This window comes from Aquicella siphonis, assembly GCF_902459485.1.
GTDB lineage: Bacteria > Pseudomonadota > Gammaproteobacteria > DSM-16500 > DSM-16500 > Aquicella > Aquicella siphonis.
The window spans coordinates 1,267,327-1,291,855 of record NZ_LR699119.1; the positions used below are offsets into that span (position 1 = coordinate 1,267,327).

The following is a 24,529-nucleotide window of genomic DNA, read 5'->3' on the forward strand; positions in this document are numbered from 1 at the left end:
CCCAACCCCATTCTGCACAGTCAGAACGACTGCGCAGAATAGGCTCATAGGCTGTTACAGGTTCCAGACCAATTGTCCGCCCAGCAAGTTAATAGAGGTATTTGAATGACCGGAAGCGACTGCGCCGGTAACAGGATTCACATCATTGATATGCGCAGATTTCACAAACACATGCCCGTATATCAGATCAATCGCGATTTTCTTGCTGGCTTGATAGCGTGATCCGATCTGAAAACCGTATTTGACTCCATCAGGAAAGTTCACATATCGATAAGAATCACTGGTAGGTGTGGGCTCATATTTGAATGATCCGCGCAGCATGAAATTCTCTGTCAGTTTATAATGCGTACCTATACTGAGATCGAAAGTATTGTGCATTTTTTGTGGTTGCGTCACATCTGGCAAAATGCCGGATGGATTATCCGGCGTAGGCGGCTGGATATAGTTCTTCGCATGGTAATTCTGAATGGAACTCCATTGGTCATATGCAACTGTTCCCATCAACGCCCAGCATGGCGTGAAATCATGATAAATGCTAAGCGACGTCGTGGCTGGGAGCGGCAGCGGGAGCTGGAACAAGTTGGTTTCATTAAAACCGCCCTGGTCCAGGCCAAAAGCACTATATCCATTCAGATGCATCACGAGTTTGGACCGATAATTGAGACCTATGCGCGTCGTATCACTGTACTTGAACAGTAATCCAATATGACCCCCGTAGTTCCAGTCATTCGCGCTAAAGCGTGAAATCGAGTCCCCCAGCGTAGGAACCACGGCAGGATTGATACTTTCTGTTCTCACATGTGTTTTACTCTGCACGGAAAAATAATGAATATCCGGTCCGATTCCCAAAGACCATTGGGAATTCAGCTTCCAGGCGATGCTTGGGGCGATATCCAGTGTTTTGGTGTAGACCCGGGTCAGGTTATAACGCAGCATGGAACTTTCGCCGTAATCTTCCGTGAAGCCCCAAGCCGGCACCACGCTTAACCCCAGCGCGACCGTATCGCTCATGGGCGCTGACAGATGGAAAGCCGGCAAGGCGGAATTGGGGTGGGAACTCGCTGTTCCGCTCGCGGAATAGTTGCTCGCGAACATATCAAAAGGCGCCCCTAGCTGATTCAGGGTTGAAGGGGCATTCACCGTACCATGGAAAGTGGTCGGCGCGTACACATCGATCGCCGACATGACAATCTGCAGGGGAAGGTAAACCAGGCCAGCCGAGTTGTACCAGTTTGTGCCCGCGTCTTCCACTACCGCAGCTTCGCCAGCATCAGCCAGTACCGAAGCACTCTGGAATTCCATTTTATAACCTGAGGCGAAAGCCTGGGAGGCAAATACAGCCAGTAACCCCAGGGCGCTTAACCGTGCAATTCGAAACGTGTTCATATAACCTTCCTTGGTTAGGGTTGTGCAACTTCTACATTCGAAAAAACCTGCATATTACGATAATTTAACAAGAGTTGAGTAAAATAACTAGCCTCCAGAGGTTTGCTGAAATAATAACCCTGGATATAGTCACAGCCTTTTGACTGCAAAAACCTGAGTTGCTCTTCGGTTTCCACGCCCTCAGCCAGGCTTTTGACATTTAATTCTCTCGCCATGGCGAGGATGGCCGAAACAATGGTAATACTGTCATTGCTTGCAGGAATGTCGCGCACGAAGGACTGGTCAATCTTGAGCTTGTCTATCGAAAAGCGCTTCAGATAACTCAAACCGGAATAACCCGTTCCAAAGTCATCAACGGCCAGGCCTAGCCCCATTTTGGTAAATTCCTTAATGATAGAAGTAATATTTTCATCCAGGATAGCCGTTTCGGTAATTTCAAGCTCCAGATAGCGCGGATCAAATTCTGTCACCGCCAGGGCGCCCTTGATAGTTTCGATAAAATTCCCATGCGTTAACTGCTTTCCGGACACATTGACCGCCACCTTGAGGCCGGTGAAACCCATTTGCTGCCACACGCGTGTTTGTCTGCAAGCTTCCTTGAGTATCCATGATCCGATCGGAACGATTAATCCGATTTCCTCCGCAAGCGGAATAAAATTCATTGGAGAAATAAAACCATGCACCGGATGCGGCCAGCGTATCAAGGCTTCTGAGCCAGCTATGCGCCCGGTTTTCAAGTCGATCAGCGGCTGATAGTAGACTTGCAGCTGGTTTTGATCGATTGCGTCATGCAGATCTTTTTCCAGAGCGATTTGTTTGGGCAATTGAGCATTAATTTCAGCCTTGTAAAATTCAAAACGGTTACCGCCAAATTGTTTTGCCTTTAACATTGCCGCGTCAGCGTTCGCGCGCAGACTTTCCGATGTTTCACCGTCCTTGGGATAAAAACTCACGCCCAGGCTGGCGGTCAGTTTTACCCCCCGTTCTTCCAGATAAAATGGTTCGTCCAGTATGGAGAATAAATGAGTAAGCTTGTTTTCCGCTCCATCTATGGCAAGCGGGATCATTAAAATATTAAACGTGTCCTTGCGTGAAATGGTAATAATATACTGCGTTTCATTTTTCACTTTCGCGGCATGCATGGCCAACGCATTCAGACGGTTTGCAACAGATTGTATGATGGCGTCTCCCGCACCATGTCCGAGGCTGTCGTTGATCATTTCCATGCGGTTGAGTGAAAAACATACCAGAGCGAATGTCCGGGGGGTACCTGCCACAGCATGAATAGCAGACTGAATATATTGGGGCAGCAAACGCTGATTGGGCAAATCTGTCAGCAAATCATGATTAGCCTGATAACTGACTAGATTATTTTCGAGTTTCAATTTGAGAGAATCCTTGAACCAGCGGGTACTTCGATGATTGATCCCGAACATGAAACTCATGTAAATGATCGAATACGCCGCGATAATATTGTAAAAAATGCCTCCCTGGTACAAACACCACGCTATCAACGGAAGAAGCATGATATTCAAGGTGACAACGCATAATAAAAACTGCCCTATTGTCCCGGTAGCATAACCGGTGGTCGCCAGAAACAGCGCAACAAGCGCGAGATATTGCCGCGTAATATCAGTGGGAAGAAGGTAAATGATGGGCACCCATGACAAGGCACAGCCCGTCATCATCAGTGAGTAAGACCTCTCCCAGGTGGATAGAGCCAGTTTGTCCTTGTATTTTTTATAGAAGAAAAACAGCGCGGAAAGTGCCACCATCATCAGATTGAAAGTAATCACCCAGAGATTGAGCAATTGATGCGGAGTATAGCCCAGGTAATCCAGATAAATCGCGGCGCTCGCCACTATGCCGCTAATGGTGCCAGGCAAACAGCCCTGATACAGATGCTCCACCAGCTCCGCCTTGACCTGCTGGTTAATAAGCAGCTTTTCTTCATCAGTGATCTGCTTCTGATCGGCAATAATGTCCATATTTACCGTATTCTCAGTCAGTTTTGACATGTTCCCTGGAAGCATAGCAATTGGGCAGTGAGTCCAGTTTCACACCTGGTCGTATCGTTGCCACATAACTCGCCGCCGCACCTTCCAGCCCCTTGAACGGCATGGAGCTGTTTTCCCACACAAAGTCATCATACTGAATTTTATTGTATAATTGTAATATTTTAAATTGAGAGGTTACTTTTTCACTGAGGGGATTGGTAAATTCCGCATAGGCGAAATCATATCCTTTGCGCGCGGCACCTTCTACGCAGGCTATGTCAATTTCAGTAGACAAACCCAAACCCCGGTAAGCCTGATCCACTGCCGCGATCCAGACATGCACAATTTTGCCGGGGACAAATTTTTTACCCGCCGTAAACGGTTTGGATAGCTCATCCAGAAGTGCAAAAACCGGTTTCAGCTTGGGGTAATGCGCCGCGTGAGGAATAAACGGATCCGCCATGTCTTCTGCAATCGTGCACGCGATGACACGATTTTGCCTGTTAATGGCGACTTTGCTCAGTCCTTCCTTGATCGCTTTCTGCACAACCTCCCTGGCGAAAGGTTCATAATCTTGATACCGGACATTCAAGTGTCTCGTGATAGGCTCGCTATCACAAAATGATTTGGTGAAAAGTTCGACGGTGGATTTGACATGTTCTTCCTGCAGAGTATGAATCGTATATTCGGTTTTAGTGATAGTCTTGTTCATCGCGCTCTCCTTTTCATGATTCAAGTCTTTAAGAAACTCATTGATCAATTTTCTGGTCGCATTCGTTAACACACAAATCGTGGCGTTATCTCCTGTCAACATTAATTGATATTTTTTCGCCAATTCCTGGGAAGGCCGCGGAAAGATCACATTGAACTGATGCGGATAATAAACCTTATCCTGTCCATACATTTTGACCAGTTCTTGGTAGAGATATTTTGCGTTATCAAGATTTTCCCTGACCATGAGTGTCAGTTTTTCAGTCCCTTTATCAAGTCCCAGCGATCTGAGGGCATTATGGAACATGAGCACATTCAGACCTGAGCGTGACCCGGTAATCGTAACATCAACGATGTTGCCTACATACTCGATACTGCGCTCGCTCTTTTCAAACGCTTTATTAAAAAAATCCTTTTGCGCAAGGATAATGCCGCAAGGCTGGGACAATCCGGGATATTTGTGCGCTGAGACCGCGAGTGTATTGACGCCGATCGCAGTGAAATAATTTTCAACATTGCCGAAGGGCTTGATGATAGGAAGCACAAATCCCGTCAATGCGCCATCCATGTGAATGGTATAATTCTGGATGGGGAGTGTTTCTAGCAGCAATTTTTTGATATTTGGCACATCATCAATGGCTCCCGTTATGGTAGTGCCTATGTTAGCGATCACGATAACGCCGCTGTGCGGATTGGCACCGGCATGCAGGAGCAATTCCTTTTTCAAGTCGGTGAGACTGATGGAACCGTCATCATTGGGTTGTATGGGACGAATATTAAGACGCAGGATTTCCGATACTTTCGGAATGGAGTAATGCGTATGCCCCTTGCAATAAAACACGGTGGGCGTGAGAAGTTGCTGCACGATATTTTTGGTGGAAGCGATGGCATCCTTGATATCAATAATTTTTTGTAAATGCTCCACTCGAGACCGATAATCATTAATGGGAATTTTGGCAAGCGCCGCCTCCAGCTCTTGTTCCTGCTTGTGCTGCAATTTGATCAGATTATCCTTTTCGATCAGCATATCCAGTGTATTGTTGATAAGGTAGCGCTTAGACCACCAAAGACTCGCGAAATTGCCTTCGGTCCCGCCTGTCGTGACATATCCTCTTGCCTCGTTGAGAGGAAGCCCGTAAAACCTTTCAAATATGGAAATGATTTCTCTCTCGTGTTTTTTGACTTCCAGCAGTGATGTTTCCGAATCTTTGAAAGGATCTCCGACATTATTCAATAACACATTTGCCAGCGTGCCGGGTTTAATACCCAGTATCTGATTATTGACAATGCCCAGATAGGTAAGAAGCGAAACCGGATATCCCAGCTTATGCGCGGCAAGTTGATTTACGTAGCGTAATAAAGCCTTATAATCGTCGATTCGATATTCTTCGTTGCTTGCGTGGCGAAATGGAAAACTTTTTTTCCACATAGATGTCAGCCCATCATGTAGAGTGAGTTATGGTTCCACCGCTTAAAAAATTACATATAATATTACATATACATATATTATGTTACTTGAATACCTCGCGTTGTAAAAGCCATATAAAATAAAACATCTGAACAAATAAAGACTTATGTTGAATTCCTTGCTTTTGCAAGCCACAGGTCTCAGAATAAAATTAATAACACGCAATCCGCTGCTGTGGTCTCTTTTGAACCAGGAGACGAAATGAAGCTGACAAATAAAGCGCTGGCTTTAATGGGACTGACAACCCTTGTATTTTTGACAGCCTCTCTCTTTCTTGTTAATCATAATTCAATTTATATCATTGGACTTTCCGTTATAGCCCTCATTGCTGTCTATTTTGGCATACGCATGCTGATGATCAAACGCATTGAAAAGTTGAATGTTGATATGTCGCGCGTTCTGGAAAAAAATGGATTAACCCTGCGGCTGGAAGCGGAAAACAGCGATGAAATTGAACTTATTGCAAAAAAAATCAACGCCGTACTCGAAAATGCTAAAGTCAAGCATCAGTCATACGAGCAGCGCATGGAAAAAATCACGAAGGAATTGAAAGACCAGAAGCTGCACCTGCAACAGGAATTATCCGCCAAATCACGCACTGAAAAAATAATGATTGACAGAGAATATCTGATGCAGCTTGGGCACAGCGACACTCTCACCTCGCTTCCCAACGGCATTTTTTTTAACGAAGTACTCAACAAGGCCATCAATCATTCGCGACGCCGGAATCAGATTCTCGCTGTCTTGCTGATTGATATTGATATGTTCAATCTGGTTATCGAAACATTAGGCAGTGATAACAGCGACCTGGTTTTAAAAGAAATTGGCAAACGGTTTTCTAATGTGCTTCGCAAGGAAGACCTGCTGGCCAAGCTTGACGGCGATGAATTCATTGTCTTATTAAATGATGTGAACAAACCCAAATTCGCCAGCATGGTCGCTGAAAAACTGTTAAACATCTGTACGCAATTATTGAAAGTCGGCTCGCATGAATTCACCCTGACCGCCAGTATAGGTATCAGTGTGTTTCCCTACGATGGCGAGTCACTTGAAGAATTGATTGAAAACGCTGACAGGGCCTTGTTCAAGGCCAAACAGGCGGGCGGCAACGTCTATCAATTTAACACCGAAGAAATGCATGTGGAAGCACTGGAATATATCCAACTTGAATCCGCGCTCCGAAAAGCCATTCATAACAATGAACTGGCGCTATACTATCAGCCAAAATATCGTATCAAAACCGGAAACATATCCGGCGTGGAAGCCTTGCTGCGCTGGGAGCATCCCGCCATGGGCATAATCAGCCCTGTCAAGTTCATACAACTCGCGGAGGAATCAGGACTCAGCATGCAAATCGGTGAATGGGCGTTGCGCGAAGCCTGTGAAAGAATCAAATACTGGCAAAGAGACGGATATGAACATATCTCAATCGCCCTGAAGCTTTCTCCCAAGCAATTCAGGCACCCCGACCTCGTCAAAATGATCAAGAAAATCATCGGCAGCGTCGGTATCGACCCGCAATATATTGAATTCGAAATTACTGAACAGACAGTGATGGAAAATGTCGAGCTTGCCGCCAGTATTCTAGACAAGATCAAAGCCACCGGCGTGCAATTATCCATAGATCATTTTGGAACAGGTTACACTTCCATCAGCTATCTGAAACAGTTCCCGATTAATTCCATCAAATTGGACAAAAGTTTCATAAAAGGCATACCAAACAAACCCAATGATATAGCCATCACCAGTGCGGTGATCGCGTTAGCGCACAATCTTGGATTGGAAGTGGTGGCTGAGGGCGTTGAAACAGCCGAGCAAATCCAGTTTTTACTGAATGAAAATTGTGATATCGTTCAGGGATATTTTCTCAGTCATCCCGTGACCGCTCAGAAGATAATTAATCTGTTCAAGAAACTTCAGGAAGAAGTACTGGTATAAGCCTGACCAGACCCCGTCTGGATCCAGCTATAGCTTTTGTAAAAATTTCCGGAACGCTTCATCATCCAGGATAGTGACACCCAGTTCCTTTGCCTTGTCGTATTTGGACCCCGGGTCCGCACCCACCACTACATACGATGTTTTCGCGGACACACTGCTAGACACTCTGGCGCCGCGCTGTTCCAATGCATCTTTTGCTTCATCCCTGGTCATGGTTGAGAGGGTTCCCGTAATGACAAATGTTTTGCCTGCAAGCGGCTGATGACGGCTTTCCCTGGTTTCTTCCCAGTGTATCCCTGCCTTGATCAACTTGCTGATGATGTCGCGGTTGTGCGGTTCATGAAAAAAATGTGCGATATGGGCCGCGACCACTGGTCCTATGTCAGGAATAGCCTGCAGCTCTTCCTCACCCGCAGCCTTTAATGCCTGAAGTGACTTGAAATGCATAGCCAGGGATTTTGCTGTTGCCTCCCCCACCTCGCGTATGCCCAGCGCATATAGAAACCGCGCAAAGGTGACAGACTTGCTCTTCTCGACCTGCTCCAGCAAATTTTGCGCTGATTTTTTACCCATTCTTTCCAGGCCTTCCAACTGTGCCTGAGTCAGATCATACACATCAGCCGCTGAAGCGATAAGTCCGGTATCCACCAATTGCTCGACGAGTTTATCACCCAGGCCTTCGATATCCATCGCCCGGCGGGAAGCGAAATGTTTGATGGTTTCCTTGCGCTGGGCCGAGCAAAATAATCCTCCCGTACAGCGTGCGACCGCCTCACCCTCAATGTGTTCAATACTGGAATGGCACACGGGACAATGCCTGGGAAGAGAAATGGGTTTGGCGTCACGCGGCCGCCGCTGCTTGATCACGCCTACCACTTCGGGAATGACATCACCAGCGCGGCGCACGATGACTGTGTCTCCGATATGAATATCTTTACGCCTGATTTCATCCATATTATGCAAAGTGGCGTTACTGACCGTCACGCCGTGCACATGCACTGGTTTCAATCTCGCAACCGGTGTCAGCGCACCGGTACGTCCGACCTGAAATTCAACAGCCTCAATGATAGTATTCACTTCCTCTGCAGGAAACTTATGCGCGATAGCCCAACGCGGCGCGCGGGACACAAAACCCAGTTTTTCCTGTTCTCTGGTACTGTTGACCTTGTACACGACTCCATCAATCTCAAATAACAATTCTTCACGTTTCTGCAGCATTTTTTTATAATATGCAAGACACCCCTCAGCGCCGCTGACTACCTTTACCAGTGAGCTCACACGAAAGCCCAGGCCGGTCAAATAATCAAGAATCTCACTGTGAGAATCAGGTAAACGGCAACCTTCGACCAACCCCACCCCGTATACATATATTTCTAGCGGGCGTGATGCTGTGATCTGTGAATCCAATTGTCTTACGCTGCCAGCCGCTGCGTTGCGCGGATTCGCAAATGTCTTTTCACCCGCCGCGAGAGCTTGCTCATTCAATCTGGCAAATCCCTTTTTCGACATGAAAACTTCACCGCGCACTTCTATGATCCGCGGAATTTTCTGGCCGCGCAAACGTAATGGAATCATGGGAATGGTTTTAATGTTCGCCGTGACATCTTCACCGGTTGTACCATCGCCACGCGTTGACGCCTGCGCCAGGAGGCCGTGCTCATAACGCAGACTGATGGCAAGCCCGTCCAGTTTGGGTTCACAGCAAAATTCAATAGGCTTGTCTGTCCCCAGCTTATCTTGTATGCGCTTGTTAAAATCCAGTATGTCCTGGTCTGCAAACGCATTATCCAGGGACAGCATGGGGATGGCATGTTTTACTTCAGCAAACGTTTTTAACGGCGCCGCACCCACGCGCTGAGTGGGAGAATCTGGCGTCACCAGGTTCGGAAATTCCGACTCCAGCGACTTCAACTTCTGAAACAGATTATCGTATTCAGCATCAGAAACAAGCGGATCATCAAGCACATAATAACGGTAATTATGCTCGTTAATTTGTTCACGCAACTTTTTGATTTGTTCTTCTGCCGCACTTCTGTTACGTGTCAAAGCTGAATGTTTATTCATCCTGAAATCAAGACTCCGCCATGCTGATTGCTTTTTCAATATCAACACTGACCAGACGTGACACGCCTGGTTCATTCATGGTGACACCAATCAGGTGTTCTCCCATTTCGATAGTAATTTTATTATGACTGATAAAGATAAACTGGGTTTTTTCTGCCATGACCTTGACCAGTCTTGTAAACCGCAATACGTTTGCATCGTCCAGCGCGGCGTCGACTTCATCCAACAAACAGAATGGCGCCGGATTCAGGTAAAAAATGGAAAAAATGAGAGCGATGGCAGTCAATGATTTTTCACCGCCAGACAACAGGTAAATCGAACTGTTACGTTTGCCCGGAGGGCACGCCATCATGGTGACACCGGCTTCAAGCAAGTCGTCACTGGTCAACTCCAGGTAAGCCTTGCCTCCGCCAAAAATGGTGGGAAACAGTTCCTGGAAACGCCCGTTAACCTTGTCAAACGTTTCCTTGAATCGCGCGCGGGTTTCGCGATCGATTTTATTGATCGCGTCTTCCAGCGTATTCAAGCCTGACTGCAAGTCTTCAAGCTGGGAATCCAGATATTGTTTGCGTTCCAGACAAGTCGTGTATTCTTCTATGGCGACCAGATTGATAGGGCCGAGCCGGTTAATACGAGTAACCGTCTGATCAAGTTTAGCCTGCCATTCTTCCGCGGAAATTCCTTGCGGCAAGTCCTTTAACACATCTTCCAGGCTGTATTCCGTTTCCTTTATCTGTTCACAAAGGGTGTCCGCCTTGACTTTCCATCCTTGCCAGTCTACACGCAAGGCTTCCAGCACGCCCCGCAGCTTGTTTATGTCACGTTCAATAAATTGACGCTTTTCTTCGAGTTGATAAAACTCCTGATCCATGGCTTCCATAGTAGCGCGTGCCGCATTCAATTCCGTTTCAACGCTGACATGCCTGTCCAGCGCCTGGGACAGCGACTGTTTGATGACATCCACAGGCTGCATGGCGCTGATTTCACCCTGGAGAGTAATCTTACGCTCATTCAAAGCAGAAAATTGCGACTGCAGTCTCGTGACGGCTTGCTGCAGAGAGGATTTTTGCGAGTATGAAGTTTGCAAGCGCAGTTCCAACTCATGCAACTGGCTGCGCCTGTTATTCGCGGATTCTCGCGTCATCTGCAGATATTGCCGGGCCTTGTCACGCTCACTAATCAGGTCATGACGGATTTTTGTTTGTTTTTCAAGCTCGTCTAACGCGCCTTCCCATAATGACCGCGCATGCTGCAACTCCGCCAGCGCCTGCTCCATCTGCGCAGAACAGTCAGCCAGATCGGTCTTGAGACGATTTGACTGCATGTTTAATTCAGCCAGGCGCTCCACTTTCATTTTGTGCTGGGCATTGAGTTGAGCCGATTGCGCCTGCTGCTGGTTAAAGGATTGCTGCAATTGATCGCGTTGCTGTTCCAGTTGCAGCTGCTCTTCCCTGCATGCGGCAATTTCCACTTCCAGATTTTGCTGTTGGTCCTGGAGCGCTTCTACACGCGCAGCCAATGCTTTCAATTCCTGCTCGCGCTGAAAAACACCCGCGGCCGGATCATCTTCACGCAAGATTTTCAGCCAGGAACGGCTTAGCCAGGTACCGTCTCTGGTCATGACAGATTCATGAACATCCAGCGTATCAACCATGGACAACGCATCATCCAGCGTGCCCGCAACGTAAATTCCGGAAATAAGGGAATCAAGCGGCCAGGGTGATTTGACTTTATCGCTCAAACACACGCCCCTCCCGGTTTGACTGGCGGGTTTGGCGTCTTGCGCGGAAGTAAACACACACAGGTTTCCGGATGTGAAATCCTTTAAGTGCGGAACCACTTCACTAACCTGGTCCACGCATATCGCCTGCAGGCTGAAACCCAGCGCTTTTTCAACAGCCAGCTCCCAGCCGGCTTCCACTTCAATATGCTGTGCCAGCCTGGGCCTGGTATCGAAATGATGCTGATTCAGCCACGGCGCAGCAGGATTGTCGCGCTGTCCCAATGCTGTTTGCTGCAAGGCTTCCAGTGATGCCTGCTGCCCGCGCAGACGCTGCAATTCACTGCGTACGTGATCCAGCTGTGTGGCGGACGCCTGCAGTCTGGATTGTACCTGCATGATTTCATCTCGTGTTTCCGCCAGCTGCTGGCTCTGGAATTCCAGTTTATCGGCAGCCTCGCAAGATTGCCGGGAATAACCTTCAATTTCTTTTGTCAATTCAGAAAAATTAAGCTGGTTTTGGTCTTGCTGTAACTGGCTTCGCGTTTTTTGCAGTGATGCGATCCGTTGTTCCAGGTGCTGGATATGCGTTTTTTCAACTTGCGCGGTTTGAGCCGTTTTTGAAGAAGATTGATTGAAATCATCCCATCGTGACTGCCATGCCTGTGTGGCTTCCTCCGCTTCCTCGAGCTCGAGCGCCAAAGCCTGCGCTTCCTGAGAAACGGAAGCGACTTGCGGCTCAAGAGTCTGGATGTCTTGTTCCAGTTCCTCGAGATTGTCTTCAGCTTCAGTTATCTGATTCACGATCGTCTGACAGTCGTTTTCAGTCTGCCTGAGATCGTTATCCCATTGCTGCTTGCGTTCTTGATGATGCAGAATATCCTGCTCTATCCGGGTAATCTCATTGCCGACTGCATAATAGCGGCGCTGGACTTCCTGAAAGGAATCATGCGCAAGCCGCTGGTCCTGGCGCATCTGCTCAATATCACGGGCAATTTTGCTTAATTCACTGTTACGGGCTTCCAGGGCGGTTTCTTCATGCTGGATTTTAAGCGTATGATCAACCATGCGGCTGTCCAGCTGGCGCCACTGGATAGCAAATAATTCAGCCCTGAGAATGCGCTCCTGCTGTTTGAGTGATTTATACTTTTCGGCCGTATTCGCCTGCTGTTTGAGATGGCTGAGCTGTTTTTCGAGCTCTGCCCGCAGATCGTTGACCCTGGCCAGATTTTCCTTGGCATGACCGATACGCAGCTCGGTTTCGTGGCGGCGTTCCTTGTACTTTGAAATGCCTGCAGCTTCTTCCAGGTAGGTACGTAAATCATCCGGCTTGGCTTCGATAACACGACTGATCATATTTTGTCCAATTATCGAGTAACTGCGAGGACCCAATCCGGTGCCCAAAAAAATATCAACCACGTCACGCTTGCGGCAGCGCACCCCATTCAGGTAGTAAGTTGAATCCGATTCCCTGTTGATAGAGCGTTTAACGGAAATTTCGGAAAATTTTGCGTATTCCCCGCCTATGGTGCCGTCCGAATTATCAAAGATCAGTTCTACAGACGCCTGACCCACCGGTTTACGCGCCGAAGAACCGTTAAAAATGACGTCTGTCAGTGCCTCACCACGCAAATACTTGGGAGAACTCTCCCCCATTACCCAGGTCACCGCGTCAATAATATTCGATTTGCCGCAGCCATTCGGACCCACCACGGCCATCAGATGGCTGGGCAGATTGATGGTGGTAGGGTCGACAAATGACTTGAAGCCCGACATTTTAATCTTTGAAAGTTGCATGTTTCACGTCCCTAAAAGAATGACCCATATTATGCCAGTTCCTGCGCCATAGATTCCACACTATAAATGGATTAAGCTAAATGGACGTAGAAGATTTTACATGGATTTTATGGCTTCCCATCTGTCCCAAAGGATCTGGCTCCCCTACATCGTTGCCGTGATCGGCTTGTTGTGCTCGGTCATATTATGGGTGGTTTTCAAGAATAATTTACAAGCCTATCTCGATTTACTCAAGGCTGTACAAAGATATCTGCCCTGGATGGCCTTGATGTTTGGTTTAAGCATTACTTTTCTTATCTCCGCGTTGATACGCATGGCGCAACTGGCCAGTGCCCGCTCATTCATTCTCCGTCAAATCAATGAGGACCTGAAAAATGAAATCAGCGACCGCATGAGTGCGGAAGAAACCAAGCAGAAACTGGAAGTTGCCTTGCTGCAAGGGCAAAAACTGCAGGCCATGGGTACGTTGGCCGGAGGAATCGCCCATGATTTCAATAACATCCTCTACGCCATTATCGGATACACTGAAATGGCCAGGGAAGACGTGCAAAAAGACAGCCTGGTATATAAAAATCTGGGCAAGGTAATCGACGCAGCCCACCGCGGACAAGACTTGGTCGCGCGCATTCTCGCCTTCAGCCGCAGGCAACATCATCACTTCGACCCCATCAATTTGCGCAGCACCGTTGAGGCAGCCCTCTCTCTGCTCAAACCCACCATTCCTGCCAGCGTCATTATCCATTTCCAGCCGGCTGATATGGTGATCCTGGGAAATCAGACACAAATCCACCAGGTACTCGTCAATATCATCAATAACGCGGTGGATGCAATGGAAGGGGAAGGAACGATTAATATACATATGAGCCGCATTCAGTCAGGCCATCCCTTTTTGAGACAATTTCCTGATACTCGCCCGCAAAACTATTGTAAAATAGAAATATCGGACACTGGACATGGAATGGACCAGCCAACCATGGAACGCATATTTGAGCCGTTTTTCACAACCAAGGAAGTGGGCAAGGGTTCGGGTCTTGGCTTGTCAATCGTTCATTCCATCATCAAGGAGCACCAGGGCGAAATCACCGTGACCAGCCAACTGGGGCATGGCACAACGTTTATGATTTTACTGCCGGAACACACGGCATGAAGGAGCAGTCATGGCAAAAATTCTACTCGTTGAAGATGATGATCTGGTCAGAGACATGTTGACACAAGTGTTGCAGCGCGCTTCCCATCAAGTCACTTGCGCCGCCAACGGAGAAGAAGCAACCGAATATTTGCAAAAAGATGAGCCCGACATCATGGTGACAGACATTATCATGCCAAAAAAAAGCGGCATCACCCTGATATCCGAAGTCAAAAACCGTCACCCCAATCTGGAAATCATCGCCATTTCCGGCGGCGGCCGCATGGATCCAACGGGTTACCTTGATTTATCGGAAACACTGGGAGCATCTGTTTCCTTTGAAAAACCTATCGATAATACGGCATTGCTGATGGCGATAGACTTGCTACTGCATGGAAAAAAGGAACGAATCAATCATTAAATCCCTGCCAAAAATCACTCTTCACGATCCTGCCAGTATCTCGCTCGAGCTTGGCGGTATGAATACGGGTCCTCTATCTGCTTGTTTTTGGTAATTTTGAACTGAAGCATGCCAGTATCAGCTGTATTATACGCGACAGCCTGCAGCCGCTGATATGCTGCGGCAACATGCGTGTGCGGAAAATGATAACGGTTTCGATAACCGGTGGAATATATCACATAACGAGGATGTACCGACTGTATAAATGCAACCAGCCCGGATGTCTTGCTGCCGTGGTGCGGTGCAATCAGAATATCCGACTTCAGCTCGCCTGGGTAATGCGCTATCAGCTGTTTTTCGGCGAACTTTTCTATGTCTCCCGGCAGCAGGATTTGATGCATGCCGTTGTCAATACGCAAGACACATGAACTGTCATTTCCCAAGTGAAAATCCCCATCCCCCGGATACAGGTAACTAAAATTCACGCCATCCCATTGCCACGTCCGTCCTCTCTGGCAATAGCGTGTGTAAGCCGTTTTGATTTTTTCCGGAACACTGGTTTCAATCGCTTGTACGGTAACGGCATTGATGACAGCCTGGGCGCCGCCAAGATGATCATTATCGCCATGACTGATGACCAGTTTATCGAGTTTTCTGATCGCCAGTGTACGCAGGTAAGGAACCACTATTCTTTCTCCCGCGTCTGACTGATTGGCAATATTCGGGCCGGCGTCATAAACAAGCACATGATGCCGGGTTTGAATAACAACAGCCAAGCCTTGCCCCACATCCAGCAGTGTCATCCAGAAGTGGCCCTTATCCGGTTTGGGTGCATGCCAAAACAATACCGGAAGCATCCAAAATACACCCAGCCATCTTCCTGGCCATCCGGCTGGCAATAATAGAATCATGAATCCTAGGGTTGTCAGTATGAAAATGAAATGATTGGGAATGTTGAGATGCCAGACAGCGACCGGCAGCCGACTTATCCAGCTCAATGTCAGCCATAATAACGACAGGCTTTTAGCTGCGAGTGTCAGCAAAACAACCCCGATTAATGGCGAGACATACAAAAAGATCACACCCAGAAAACATATAGGCAGAATGCAAAACGCCAGCCAAGGGATAGCGATGGAATTCGCGATGAATGATACCAGCGAACACTGTTGAAACAACATCAGCGTCATGGGCATCAAGCCAACTCCAATCACCCATTGCACCCTGCCCCATTTCCACCACCATCCCGATGGGGAAACACGGCAGCTCATGCCATAAATGATCAATGCAATCGTTCCAAACGAGAGCCAGAAACTTTCGGTCAATACACTAAGAGGATTGATCAGCAGGACACATAATAACGCGATTGACCAGGCACGCCAGGCAGAAAGAGTCTTGTTGAACAGCATCGCAAATATACTCGCCGCAAACATCACGCAAGCGCGCTGCGCCGGTATTAAAAAGCCCGATAGCGCTCCATAGATGGAAGCGATTAAAAACGCGCCTGCCAATCCCGCATGTTTTGCCGGAACCCGCAACACCAGCCAGGGACATCTTCTCCATAGCCACATGATCACAAAATAAGAAAAACCCGACATGATGCCTATATGCAGCCCGCCAATAGCCATCAAATGATTGGTACCGGTATTCCGCAGCACTTGCCAGTCATTTTGTGCCATGTTTTGGCGTTCGCCCGTCACCAGCGCCATTAACCATTGCGAAGCCGGGTCGGGCGGCAGGTAATAAAGCATTTTTTCCTGCAAATGATGGCGAATCTGCTGGACAGGATAATGATGCCATCGATGATCAGCCAGCCGATTCGCATCGCTGCGTATGACTGTTCCGATTGCCCTCAGGCCTTTTTGCAATGCCCAGGCTTCAAAATCAAACGCGCCCAGGTTTTCTGTCCCATGTATGCGCTTGAGCCGCACCAGCAAACGCCACTTGTCCCCCGGCTTCAGCCTGGCGGTTTGGTCACGGCCGGTAACAGGCTGGATCAGTCGTATTGATGTGTGCGGATGTACAACGCGACGCGCGTCTTTCAGTTCTTCCAGATAAAACTCGAACCGCTCGCCAAACGGTGTCGGCACTGGGAGAGATTGAATATATCCCGTCGCCTGCAATGGCTTTCCTTCCCATTCGCGGGACAGTGACCAGGACAAAATCCCGCAGGCATACCACGCAGCCCATGTGAATCCGGCAGCAAATGCAAACAGTATCCCTGCGAACGGAAGCCATTTTCGGGAAACCATCCAGAAGCATAATCCCGACGCGAGCAATACATACATTATATTAGCGTCCGGAAGCCGGGAAAGTGTTTGCAGGTAGAGCACGCCCAGAAGAAACATCAGAGTAAAAATAATCATGCTGGATCCTGGTTGATGAAATGGTTGCGAAGTCAAGAGACAGGCACACCTGGCGCCAGACGGAGAGAAAATGGAAACAAATGGCAAGAATGGATGACAGCGGAATAGAGAGATTTATTCATTATGCCCGGTCAGGGGCAACGACTAACAGAGTTCAATGGGCGTTCCAGCCAGAGAAATCTTTGTTTAATACATTATGCGGACAAGATCATCTTTTTCAAGGCATTTATCCATATCTGAGAATCATTGATGCACGGGATAAAAGTAAATTCCTTTCCTCCCAGCGCGAGCCACTGCGCCCTGCCGCGGATATTGATTTCTTCCAGTGTCTCGAGACAATCAGCCACAAATGAAGGACTAACAACAGCCAGATTTCTGATGCCTTTCTCTATCAACTCTGGAAACACTTTATCAGTATAAGGTTTGATCCATGGCGTTTTTCCCAAACGCGACTGAAAAGCTACTGAATACTGCTGCCGTGGAAGCCGCAGCTGGTGCGCGACCGCTTCTGTGGTGGCATAACACTGGGCTCGATAGCAATAGCGGTTATCAGAATCAACCGGCGGACAGGCATTGAGCCTGTCGCAGCTGGATGCGCATCCACTTTTGATGACATGCCGCTCAGGCAGGCCATGATAACTGAAGAGAATCCTATCGATTGTTTTGCCGTTCAATGTGCGGCTTATGCCGTCAGCGACAGCTGAAATAAAATCAGGCTGAGAAAAAAAATCGCTTATGATTTTAATTTCCGGAATGTTCCACTGCCCGGCTGCCGAATTAAACAAACTCTCTATGGCCGATCCTGTCGCAGCGGATGAATATTGCGGAAACAAGGGTATCACCGTCAATGAGTCACAGGTTTTCAATTGGTTCATTGCCAGTTGAATGGAGGGACTGCCGTAACGCATGCCCAGTTCAACCTGGTAGCCGGACCCTAAGGCTTTGGATAATCCGGATTGCAGCCGGCGGCTGATCGTCAACAGTGGTGAACCCTGGCCATCCCAGATTTGCTGGTAGGCGGCAGTGGTTTTTTTATAACGAAACGGCACGATCAATAAATTGACCAACGGCCAGCGTACAAATGCCGGCAAATCGATAACACGCGGGTCGTTCAAAAAGTCACGCAAATAACGCCTGACAGAACGGGTGTCCACATGATCGGGTGTACCCAGGTTAATTAACAAAACCGCTTTTTTATTCATTTATACTTTCCGGCGCAAAGCGAAAAGAAGAATGAGCATGACCAGGGCAACCATTCATAACGGCGCATCTGGTATCTTTGTGGCGCGATTTTATAACAAATAGACTAAAATGAGGAGAGGATTGACGCTCCTTGATTCATGAACAGGCTGCAGGCAGTCACCCGCCGTCACATAAACCTCACGCTCCGGCTTTATTACCCATGATCTTGCATGTGTTTGCAGGGTAATAATTATTTGCTTTTAGTGCAATTTTCTGTGCCTATGTCTTTCGTTGCCTGCACTACCCACTCGCCTGTCAACGAGCCGTCAGATTTGACTTCATATACCATGGTACCAAAGAAATCACTCTTTTTGGGGTCCCAGAAAACCACTGAAACCACATTTTTCAACCCGCTGTGTATGATTCCCGTTCCCAGATTGAATGGATATCCTTTGGAGTTTAGCCACTGAAAGGCATAAGTATCCCCGTTCTTGGTCACGGTTATGGGATTAGTATAGTTGGATTTGCTGCCTGGATCATAACCCTTGCACTGATATGTACCGGTAATGTCCGGAACTTGCGCGCCTGTCCCGCTGGCTCCTGTTTTTTCCGCCGCTTCCGCGAATCCCGCCATTGAAAATGATGTGAGAGCTGATAGCAATAGAATCATTTTTATGGTTTTCATGACAGACTCCTTTTGATGGGCTCATTTTTACAGCTCAATACCATTATAGTACAAGCATAAAGCCGCCGGATCGGAGCATGCGGAAATAATCCAATATTAACAATAAGCTGATGCAATTCAATCCATCTTTATCTGAAGAACGCAGACCTCCTGGCAGGAAACAGGCGGCGCAGGAGCATTCAATAATAAGCTATTGTATTTCAACAAGCTTTCCTTCTTCTATCCGCATGATACGCTGCGCGTTTCTGGCGATAGCGGGGTCATGCGTCACCATAACGACACTGGTGCTGCGGGCTTTCTGCAAATCAAAAAATAATTTGAGTACGCGCTCGGCATTGGCAGGATCCAGATTTCCGGTAGGTTCATCTGCCAGCACGCATAATGGATCAGCTATCAAAGCACGGGCAATCGCCACACGCTGGCGTTCGCCCCCTGACAATTGCCCCAAACGATGTTTCATTCTGTTTTCAAGCCCCACTTGTTCGAGTAAATGCGCAGCCTTGTCGCGAATGCAACGGGGACTATCACCTTTTATCAATAAGGGCATACCGACGTTTTCCAAAGCCGAGAACTCAGGCAACAAGTGATGGAATTGATAGACGAATCCCAGATGATGATTACGCAGCCGGCATTTTTCTCTTTCGGAAACCTGTTGAAGGTTTTTGCCGTTCAACAGCACACGTCCTTCGCTGGGCTTATCCAGACCGCCCAGTAAATGCAGCAGTGTGCTTTTACCTGATCCCGAAGCTCCCACTATCGCCACCATTTCGGCGGCATTCACCTCCAGGTCCACCTGCTTTAGTACTTCGATTTTAGAAACGCCATCCAGATAAGATTTCGCCAGACTATAACAAGCCAGAACAGGATTATTCATAACGTAACGACTCCACAGGATCCATTTTTGAGGCGCGCCAGGCTGGATAGATAGTAGCAAGCAAGCTCAAAACCAGCGATGCGCAGCATATCTGGACAACATCAGATAATTCAATTTCGGACGGCAGATAATTCACAAAATACACATTTGAAGATAAAAACTGAATGTGAAACACATCTTGAATCCAGTTGACGATCGCTGTCACATTCGCTGCCAGAGCCAACCCGCCCGCAACTCCCAATAGCGTGCCAAATATGCCGATAATCCCGCCTTGCACAATAAATATAGCCATGATCACTCTGGGTGTGGCGCCAAAAGTGCGTAAAATCGCAATATCAGCTTCCTTTTCATTTACCACCATCATCAGAGTAGAAACAAGATTGAACGCAGCCACCGCGATAATCAACAGCAGGATAAAAAACATCATGGTTTTTTCAAGCTGTACCGCGTGAAAAAATTCGCCAAACTGATCTGCCCAAGTGGTGATGCTGGCGCTGGAAGTTAATTGCTTGCGCAAATCAGCGGCAATACGCGGCGCGGCAAACACATCTTTTATGCTGAGATGAAGGCCAGTCACATTATCACCAAACCCAAATAATTTTTGTGCATCACTGAGCTGAACAAACCCCAGGCTTCGGTCAAAGCCAAATCCGCTGCCGGCACGAAACACGCCAACCACGATAAAACGCTTGAAACGCGGTATGACACCCGCAGGAGACAGAGAAACCTGCGGTGTCACAACGGTAATCTTGTCACCCAGGTTGGCGTTCAACGCACCAGCAAGGTTTTCTCCCAGCACAATGCCAAATTCACCCGGTTGTAAATCCGATAACGCTCCTGCAACCATTTTGTCCGCGACTTTAGATACTTTTTTTTCTTCCGCCGGCAAGATGCCTGACAAAATCGCGGGCTGTGTGGATCCGGCAAAATTCAGCAAAACCTCACCAGTGACAAACGGTGCGCTGCTAGTGACATATGGATATTGCAGCAACAGCTTCTGCAATCCTTGCCAATCAGCGACAGAGCCGGTATTACTGGTCAGGGTGACAGGCGGCACCATACTGAAAACACGTGTCTTGATTTCCCTGTCAAACCCGTTCATCACCGACAACACCGTGATCAATACCGTGATGCCCAACGCAATGCCTATCATCGAGACAAGCGAGATAAACGAAATGAAATGATTACGGCGTTTGGCGCGCGTGTACCGTAAGCCAATAAATAGAGCCGCTGGTCTAAACATGGGGTCTTACAGCTCCTCTGAACAATTTAAAAAAGTTCTGCGTCGTCCGCTCGGCCAGATCGTCCACTGACATCTTCCGCAGTTCCGCCAGGTATTCAGCGGTGTAACGCACATAAGCAGGCTCATTGGGCGTTCCGCGCTTGGGAACGGGCGCCAGATAGGGAGAATCCGTTTCCAGCAGAATTCTATCCAGCGGAACCTGCTTCGCAACTTCCTGAATCACTGTCGCGTTTTTAAACGTGATGATTCCTGAGAATGAAATATAAAAATTCATATCCAGGGCTTGTTTCGCGACTTGCCAGTCCTCAGTAAAGCAATGCATGACTCCCCCGGCGCGGTCAGCTCCTTCTTCCCCCATGATGCGGATTGTATCCTGTTTTGCATCCCGAGTATGCACAATTAGCGGCTTTAGCACGGTATTCGCGGCACGGATGTGTGTGCGAAAACGCTCACGCTGCCATTCAAGGTCGCCCTCGGAACGAAAATAATCCAGCCCGGTTTCACCCACAGCGACCACTTTTTCATGCTGAGCGAGACTAACCAGCTTGTCCGGATCAATGTCTTCGCCGGTTTCATTGGGATGCAGCCCGACTGATGCGCTGACAAAGGGGAATTGTTCCGCGGTTTTCAGAACAACGGGAAAATCAGCCAGCTTCACACAGACATTCAGGAAGTAATGCACGCCAAAATTCCGGGCGCGAGCGATCACCTGGTTTAAATCACCCTGGTCGGGCGCAAGATCCAGCAAATCAAGATGACAATGCGAATCCACAAGAAACATCAGGCACACTCCATCCAGCGAATAAAGATATTTTCCATCATGAGTTGTTTGTTCAGATTTATGCCTGCACCGATTTGCGCACGCATTTGCTGTAAATAATCTAGAAAACGCTCTGCCTGGCCAAGGCGGACCGTGTGCAGCAAACCGGTCAGTTCCGCGGCAAAATCCTGGTTCAGGACAGCGCCAGCTTCGCATCCCAATTGCATCCGCATCAAATCGAATATCCAGGAGAGAATGAAATCGAGAAACAACATGCCATCCAGTTCTTGTAAAGCTGCCGCTGACTGCAGAGGGTCTGCCTGTTTATTTTTCAGCTGACTCATTATTTGCAGCAGGTTCCGGCGCGCAGCCAATATCTCACCCTGTGCCATCCGCAGAGCCGCGAGGGGAGCGCCGTTAGCCAGCCGCAATACCAGTTCAGGGCTCACCGTGAGCTGCGCCAGTTGCGGCGCAAGCCAGGCTAATGCTGCTTCAGTGGCAGGCCGCGGAAAAACAATATGCTGGCAGCGGCTGAGAACGGTCGCGGGCAGGCGTGATAACTGGTGGCTGACAAGAATCAGAAGAGCGCCGGGCGAAGGTTCTTCCAGTGTTTTGAGCAAAGCGTTCGCGGCATTTACGTTCATGGCACTGGCTGGATTGATCACGACGAAACGGGATTCCCCTTGCAATGAAGTCTGACTGATAAATTCGCTGACCTCGCGGACTTGCTCCACCTTGATTGCACCCCCCGCCTTTTCGGGCTCAACCCATAACAGGCTGGGATGAGTCCGGCCGGTAATCAAGCGGCAGGCATGACATTCACACGCACCATCCCCGCCTTGCTTCGGCAGGCCGTCGTAATTGTGTTTGTGCTGGCACAACTGCGCGCGGACCAGACAGTCTGCAAAATGCGCCTTGCCTGTGCCTGCGAGGCCGGTCAGCAGCAAAGCATGCGGCAAGCGGTTTTCCTGTTGGGCACGCATAATTTGCTGCCATTGTCTGGATTGCCAGGGGTAATGCATTTATCGTCTCTTTATGAATTCATCCAGCACATCCCGTATCTGATTTTCCACGGCGAATAACGGAACGCTGGCATCGATAACTTTAATGCGCTCAGGATCCTGTTTGGCTCTTTCAAGATATACATCGCGCACACGCACAAAAAAATCCATTTTTTCCTGTTCAATGCGGTCCTTGTCCGTGCCGCGCTTTTCAGCGCGTTCAAATCCCTGGTGCGGGGCGATATCCAGCAGCAGGGTCAATTGGGGATAAGTTGAACCCACGATCCATTTGTCCAGCATAGTAATGTAATCCATGGCTATGCCACGGCCGCCGCCCTGGTAGGCATAACTGGCGTCGATAAACCGGTCTGTCGCAACCCATTTACCCGAGTTAAGCGCGGGCAAAATATATTTTTTCATGTGCTGCGCGCGCGCAGCGAACATCAGCAATAGTTCCGTTTCAGGTTCAATTTCTTCAAAACTCATGGGATGCAGCACCAGACGGCGTATTTCTTCCGCCAGCTCGGTGCCGCCCGGTTCCCGTGTCCAGACCACATCAATATTGTTCTTTGTCAGATATTGCTTGATAAACTGCAAAGCTGTGCTCTTGCCCGCGCCTTCCGTTCCTTCGATACTGATAAATTTACCTTGCATCATTTTTCTTCTCTCCCTGGCATCTAGTTATTCAGGCCGGGTAAAACAGGCAGCCCCAGCATGGGCGCCATATGCCGGCGCACCACTGATTCATTAAAATTGTCTCCCGGCTTGCTCATGGTAGCCTGCACAGCCGCATTATGCGCCTGCAAACTGGTGGAAAACTGATGACCGCCATCCCCCTTCGCGACGTAATAATAATAATCACTGGGCTGGGGATGCAGCGCCGCTTCAATGGAAGCGGATCCCGGCATGGCAATAGGTGTGGGCGGCAAGCCTTTGTGAATGTAAGTATTGTAAGGTGTGTCTTCAAGCAAATCAGTCTTATGGATTTTTCCATCATAGCGGTCAGCCAAGCCGTAAATGACCGTTGCATCAATCTGCAACAGCATGTCTTTTTTCAGCCGGTTGATCAAGACACTGGAAATAAGAGGCCTTTCCGCATCCAAATAACCTTCTTTTTCAATCATGGAAGCAGCAATAAGCGCGTCATACGGGTTGCGATAAGGCAGGCCCGCAGCGCGGCGCTGCCAGTCTTCATTCAGCTTATTCTGCATCAGGTCAAACGCGCGCTTGAGTATGGCCAGGTCAATATCACCGCGAGTGTAATTATACGTATCCGGAAAGAATTCACCCTCAGGAGAAAGTTCAGGGCGGCCCAAGCGTTGCATGATTTGCTGGTCATTCAGGGTGGAAATAAGGTGTTTCAATCCCTGGGCTTTGGATAAGCCGGCGCGCAATTGCCTGAACGTCCATCCCGGTATGATAGTAAAATGACGGTAATATAATCCAGTGCCTGTGGTTAATTGCTTCCAGATGGAATAAGGCGTTGCGCCCTCAGGGAAAAAATATTCACCAACTTTCAGGGAGGCGCTTTTGTGCGGATAAGCATAGAGAGAAAACATGAAGGGATGCTTTATAATGCCCTGCTGAGACAGTTCTGATATGACAGACCGCTTCGATATCCCGGGCCGCAAATAATAAATGCTTCCGCCAGCTGAAGTGACAACGGGGGAAAATAACACATAAAGCCACAGACTGATAAGACAGCATAAGGCAACAGCGAGAACGGCAACGGTGTATAAGTGTGTTTTTTTCATGGAATTAACTGAAAATGCTCAAAAGCCGATTGTATCCGCAGGGGCAAGTGTAAAGCAAAT

At 48.4% G+C, this 24,529-nt stretch carries 17 protein-coding genes; 3 read left to right on the forward strand and 14 right to left on the reverse strand.

The genetic code is table 11. The annotated features are described in order from the left end of the window. Positions 1–54: 54 nt before the first annotated feature. From AQULUS_RS05935 to AQULUS_RS05945, 3 genes are read right to left on the reverse strand one after another with little or no spacing between them, the layout of a single operon-like run. Positions 55–1,386 carry an OmpP1/FadL family transporter gene (locus AQULUS_RS05935; protein ID WP_148339166.1) on the reverse strand — a complete coding sequence of 444 codons (1,332 nt, stop codon included), beginning with the start codon at positions 1,384–1,386 and terminating at the stop codon, positions 55–57. A gap of 14 nt (positions 1,387–1,400) precedes the next feature. Next, on the reverse strand, positions 1,401–3,404 hold the full coding sequence (locus AQULUS_RS05940; protein ID WP_172622755.1) for a putative bifunctional diguanylate cyclase/phosphodiesterase: 2,004 nt from the start codon (positions 3,402–3,404) through the stop codon (positions 1,401–1,403). Next, positions 3,388–5,523, reverse strand: coding sequence for a pyridoxal-dependent decarboxylase (locus tag AQULUS_RS05945; RefSeq protein WP_148339168.1), 2,136 nt, complete (start codon positions 5,521–5,523; stop codon positions 3,388–3,390). Before AQULUS_RS05945 ends, AQULUS_RS05940 begins: the two co-directional genes overlap by 17 nt. A 240-nt stretch (positions 5,524–5,763) precedes the next feature. Here AQULUS_RS05945 and AQULUS_RS05950 point away from each other — a divergent pair, with 240 nt between their 5' ends. Continuing rightward, positions 5,764–7,500: a putative bifunctional diguanylate cyclase/phosphodiesterase gene (locus AQULUS_RS05950; protein WP_148339169.1), complete on the forward strand. Its 1,737-nt coding sequence runs from the start codon at positions 5,764–5,766 to the stop codon at positions 7,498–7,500. Between the two features lie 27 nt (positions 7,501–7,527). Here AQULUS_RS05950 and ligA read toward each other — a convergent pair whose 3' ends face one another. Together ligA and smc are read right to left on the reverse strand one after the other, a co-directional pair. Further along, complete coding sequence (ligA, locus tag AQULUS_RS05955) at positions 7,528–9,564, reverse strand: NAD-dependent DNA ligase LigA (RefSeq protein WP_148339170.1); 2,037 nt, start codon at positions 9,562–9,564, stop codon at positions 7,528–7,530. Positions 9,565–9,571: 7 nt separating this feature from the next. Continuing rightward, positions 9,572–13,081 (reverse strand): chromosome segregation protein SMC, encoded by a 3,510-nt coding sequence (smc, locus tag AQULUS_RS05960; RefSeq protein ID WP_148339171.1) that lies wholly within the window; start codon positions 13,079–13,081, stop codon positions 9,572–9,574. Between the two features lie 109 nt (positions 13,082–13,190). Here smc and AQULUS_RS05965 point away from each other — a divergent pair, with 109 nt between their 5' ends. After that, positions 13,191–14,228 carry a sensor histidine kinase gene (locus AQULUS_RS05965; RefSeq protein WP_172622756.1) on the forward strand — a complete coding sequence of 346 codons (1,038 nt, stop codon included), beginning with the start codon at positions 13,191–13,193 and terminating at the stop codon, positions 14,226–14,228. Positions 14,229–14,238: 10 nt separating this feature from the next. Beyond that, the gene (locus AQULUS_RS05970; protein ID WP_148339173.1) at positions 14,239–14,628 is read left to right on the forward strand and encodes a response regulator; all 390 of its coding nucleotides are present in this window, start codon (positions 14,239–14,241) and stop codon (positions 14,626–14,628) included. Positions 14,629–14,642: 14 nt separating this feature from the next. On the opposite strand, the gene AQULUS_RS05975 is transcribed toward AQULUS_RS05970, so the two are convergent. From AQULUS_RS05975 to mltG, 9 genes are all read right to left on the reverse strand, one after another. After that, entirely contained in the window at positions 14,643–16,970 is a 2,328-nt protein-coding gene (locus AQULUS_RS05975) for a DNA internalization-related competence protein ComEC/Rec2 (protein WP_148339174.1), read from the reverse strand. Positions 16,971–17,164: 194 nt separating this feature from the next. Next, positions 17,165–18,172: a ferrochelatase gene (hemH, locus tag AQULUS_RS05980; RefSeq protein WP_148339175.1), complete on the reverse strand. Its 1,008-nt coding sequence runs from the start codon at positions 18,170–18,172 to the stop codon at positions 17,165–17,167. Between the two features lie 230 nt (positions 18,173–18,402). Continuing rightward, positions 18,403–18,837, reverse strand: coding sequence for a DUF4148 domain-containing protein (locus tag AQULUS_RS05985; protein ID WP_148339176.1), 435 nt, complete (start codon positions 18,835–18,837; stop codon positions 18,403–18,405). 190 nt (positions 18,838–19,027) lie between these two features. Continuing rightward, a complete protein-coding gene (lolD, locus tag AQULUS_RS05990) occupies positions 19,028–19,711 on the reverse strand; it encodes a lipoprotein-releasing ABC transporter ATP-binding protein LolD (RefSeq protein ID WP_148339177.1) in 684 nt (227 codons plus the stop codon). Continuing rightward, positions 19,704–20,954: a lipoprotein-releasing ABC transporter permease subunit gene (locus tag AQULUS_RS05995; RefSeq protein WP_148339178.1), complete on the reverse strand. Its 1,251-nt coding sequence runs from the start codon at positions 20,952–20,954 to the stop codon at positions 19,704–19,706. Before AQULUS_RS05995 ends, lolD begins: the two co-directional genes overlap by 8 nt. Then, on the reverse strand, positions 20,947–21,735 hold the full coding sequence (locus tag AQULUS_RS06000; protein WP_148339179.1) for a TatD family hydrolase: 789 nt from the start codon (positions 21,733–21,735) through the stop codon (positions 20,947–20,949). Before AQULUS_RS06000 ends, AQULUS_RS05995 begins: the two co-directional genes overlap by 8 nt. Then, positions 21,735–22,736 carry a DNA polymerase III subunit delta' gene (locus AQULUS_RS06005; protein ID WP_148339180.1) on the reverse strand — a complete coding sequence of 334 codons (1,002 nt, stop codon included), beginning with the start codon at positions 22,734–22,736 and terminating at the stop codon, positions 21,735–21,737. Before AQULUS_RS06005 ends, AQULUS_RS06000 begins: the two co-directional genes overlap by 1 nt. Further along, positions 22,737–23,372, reverse strand: coding sequence for a dTMP kinase (gene tmk / locus AQULUS_RS06010; RefSeq protein WP_148339181.1), 636 nt, complete (start codon positions 23,370–23,372; stop codon positions 22,737–22,739). It abuts the gene before it with no gap. A 20-nt stretch (positions 23,373–23,392) separates the two neighbouring features. After that, the gene (mltG, locus tag AQULUS_RS06015; protein ID WP_148339182.1) at positions 23,393–24,469 is read right to left on the reverse strand and encodes an endolytic transglycosylase MltG; all 1,077 of its coding nucleotides are present in this window, start codon (positions 24,467–24,469) and stop codon (positions 23,393–23,395) included. Positions 24,470–24,529 lie beyond the last annotated feature (60 nt).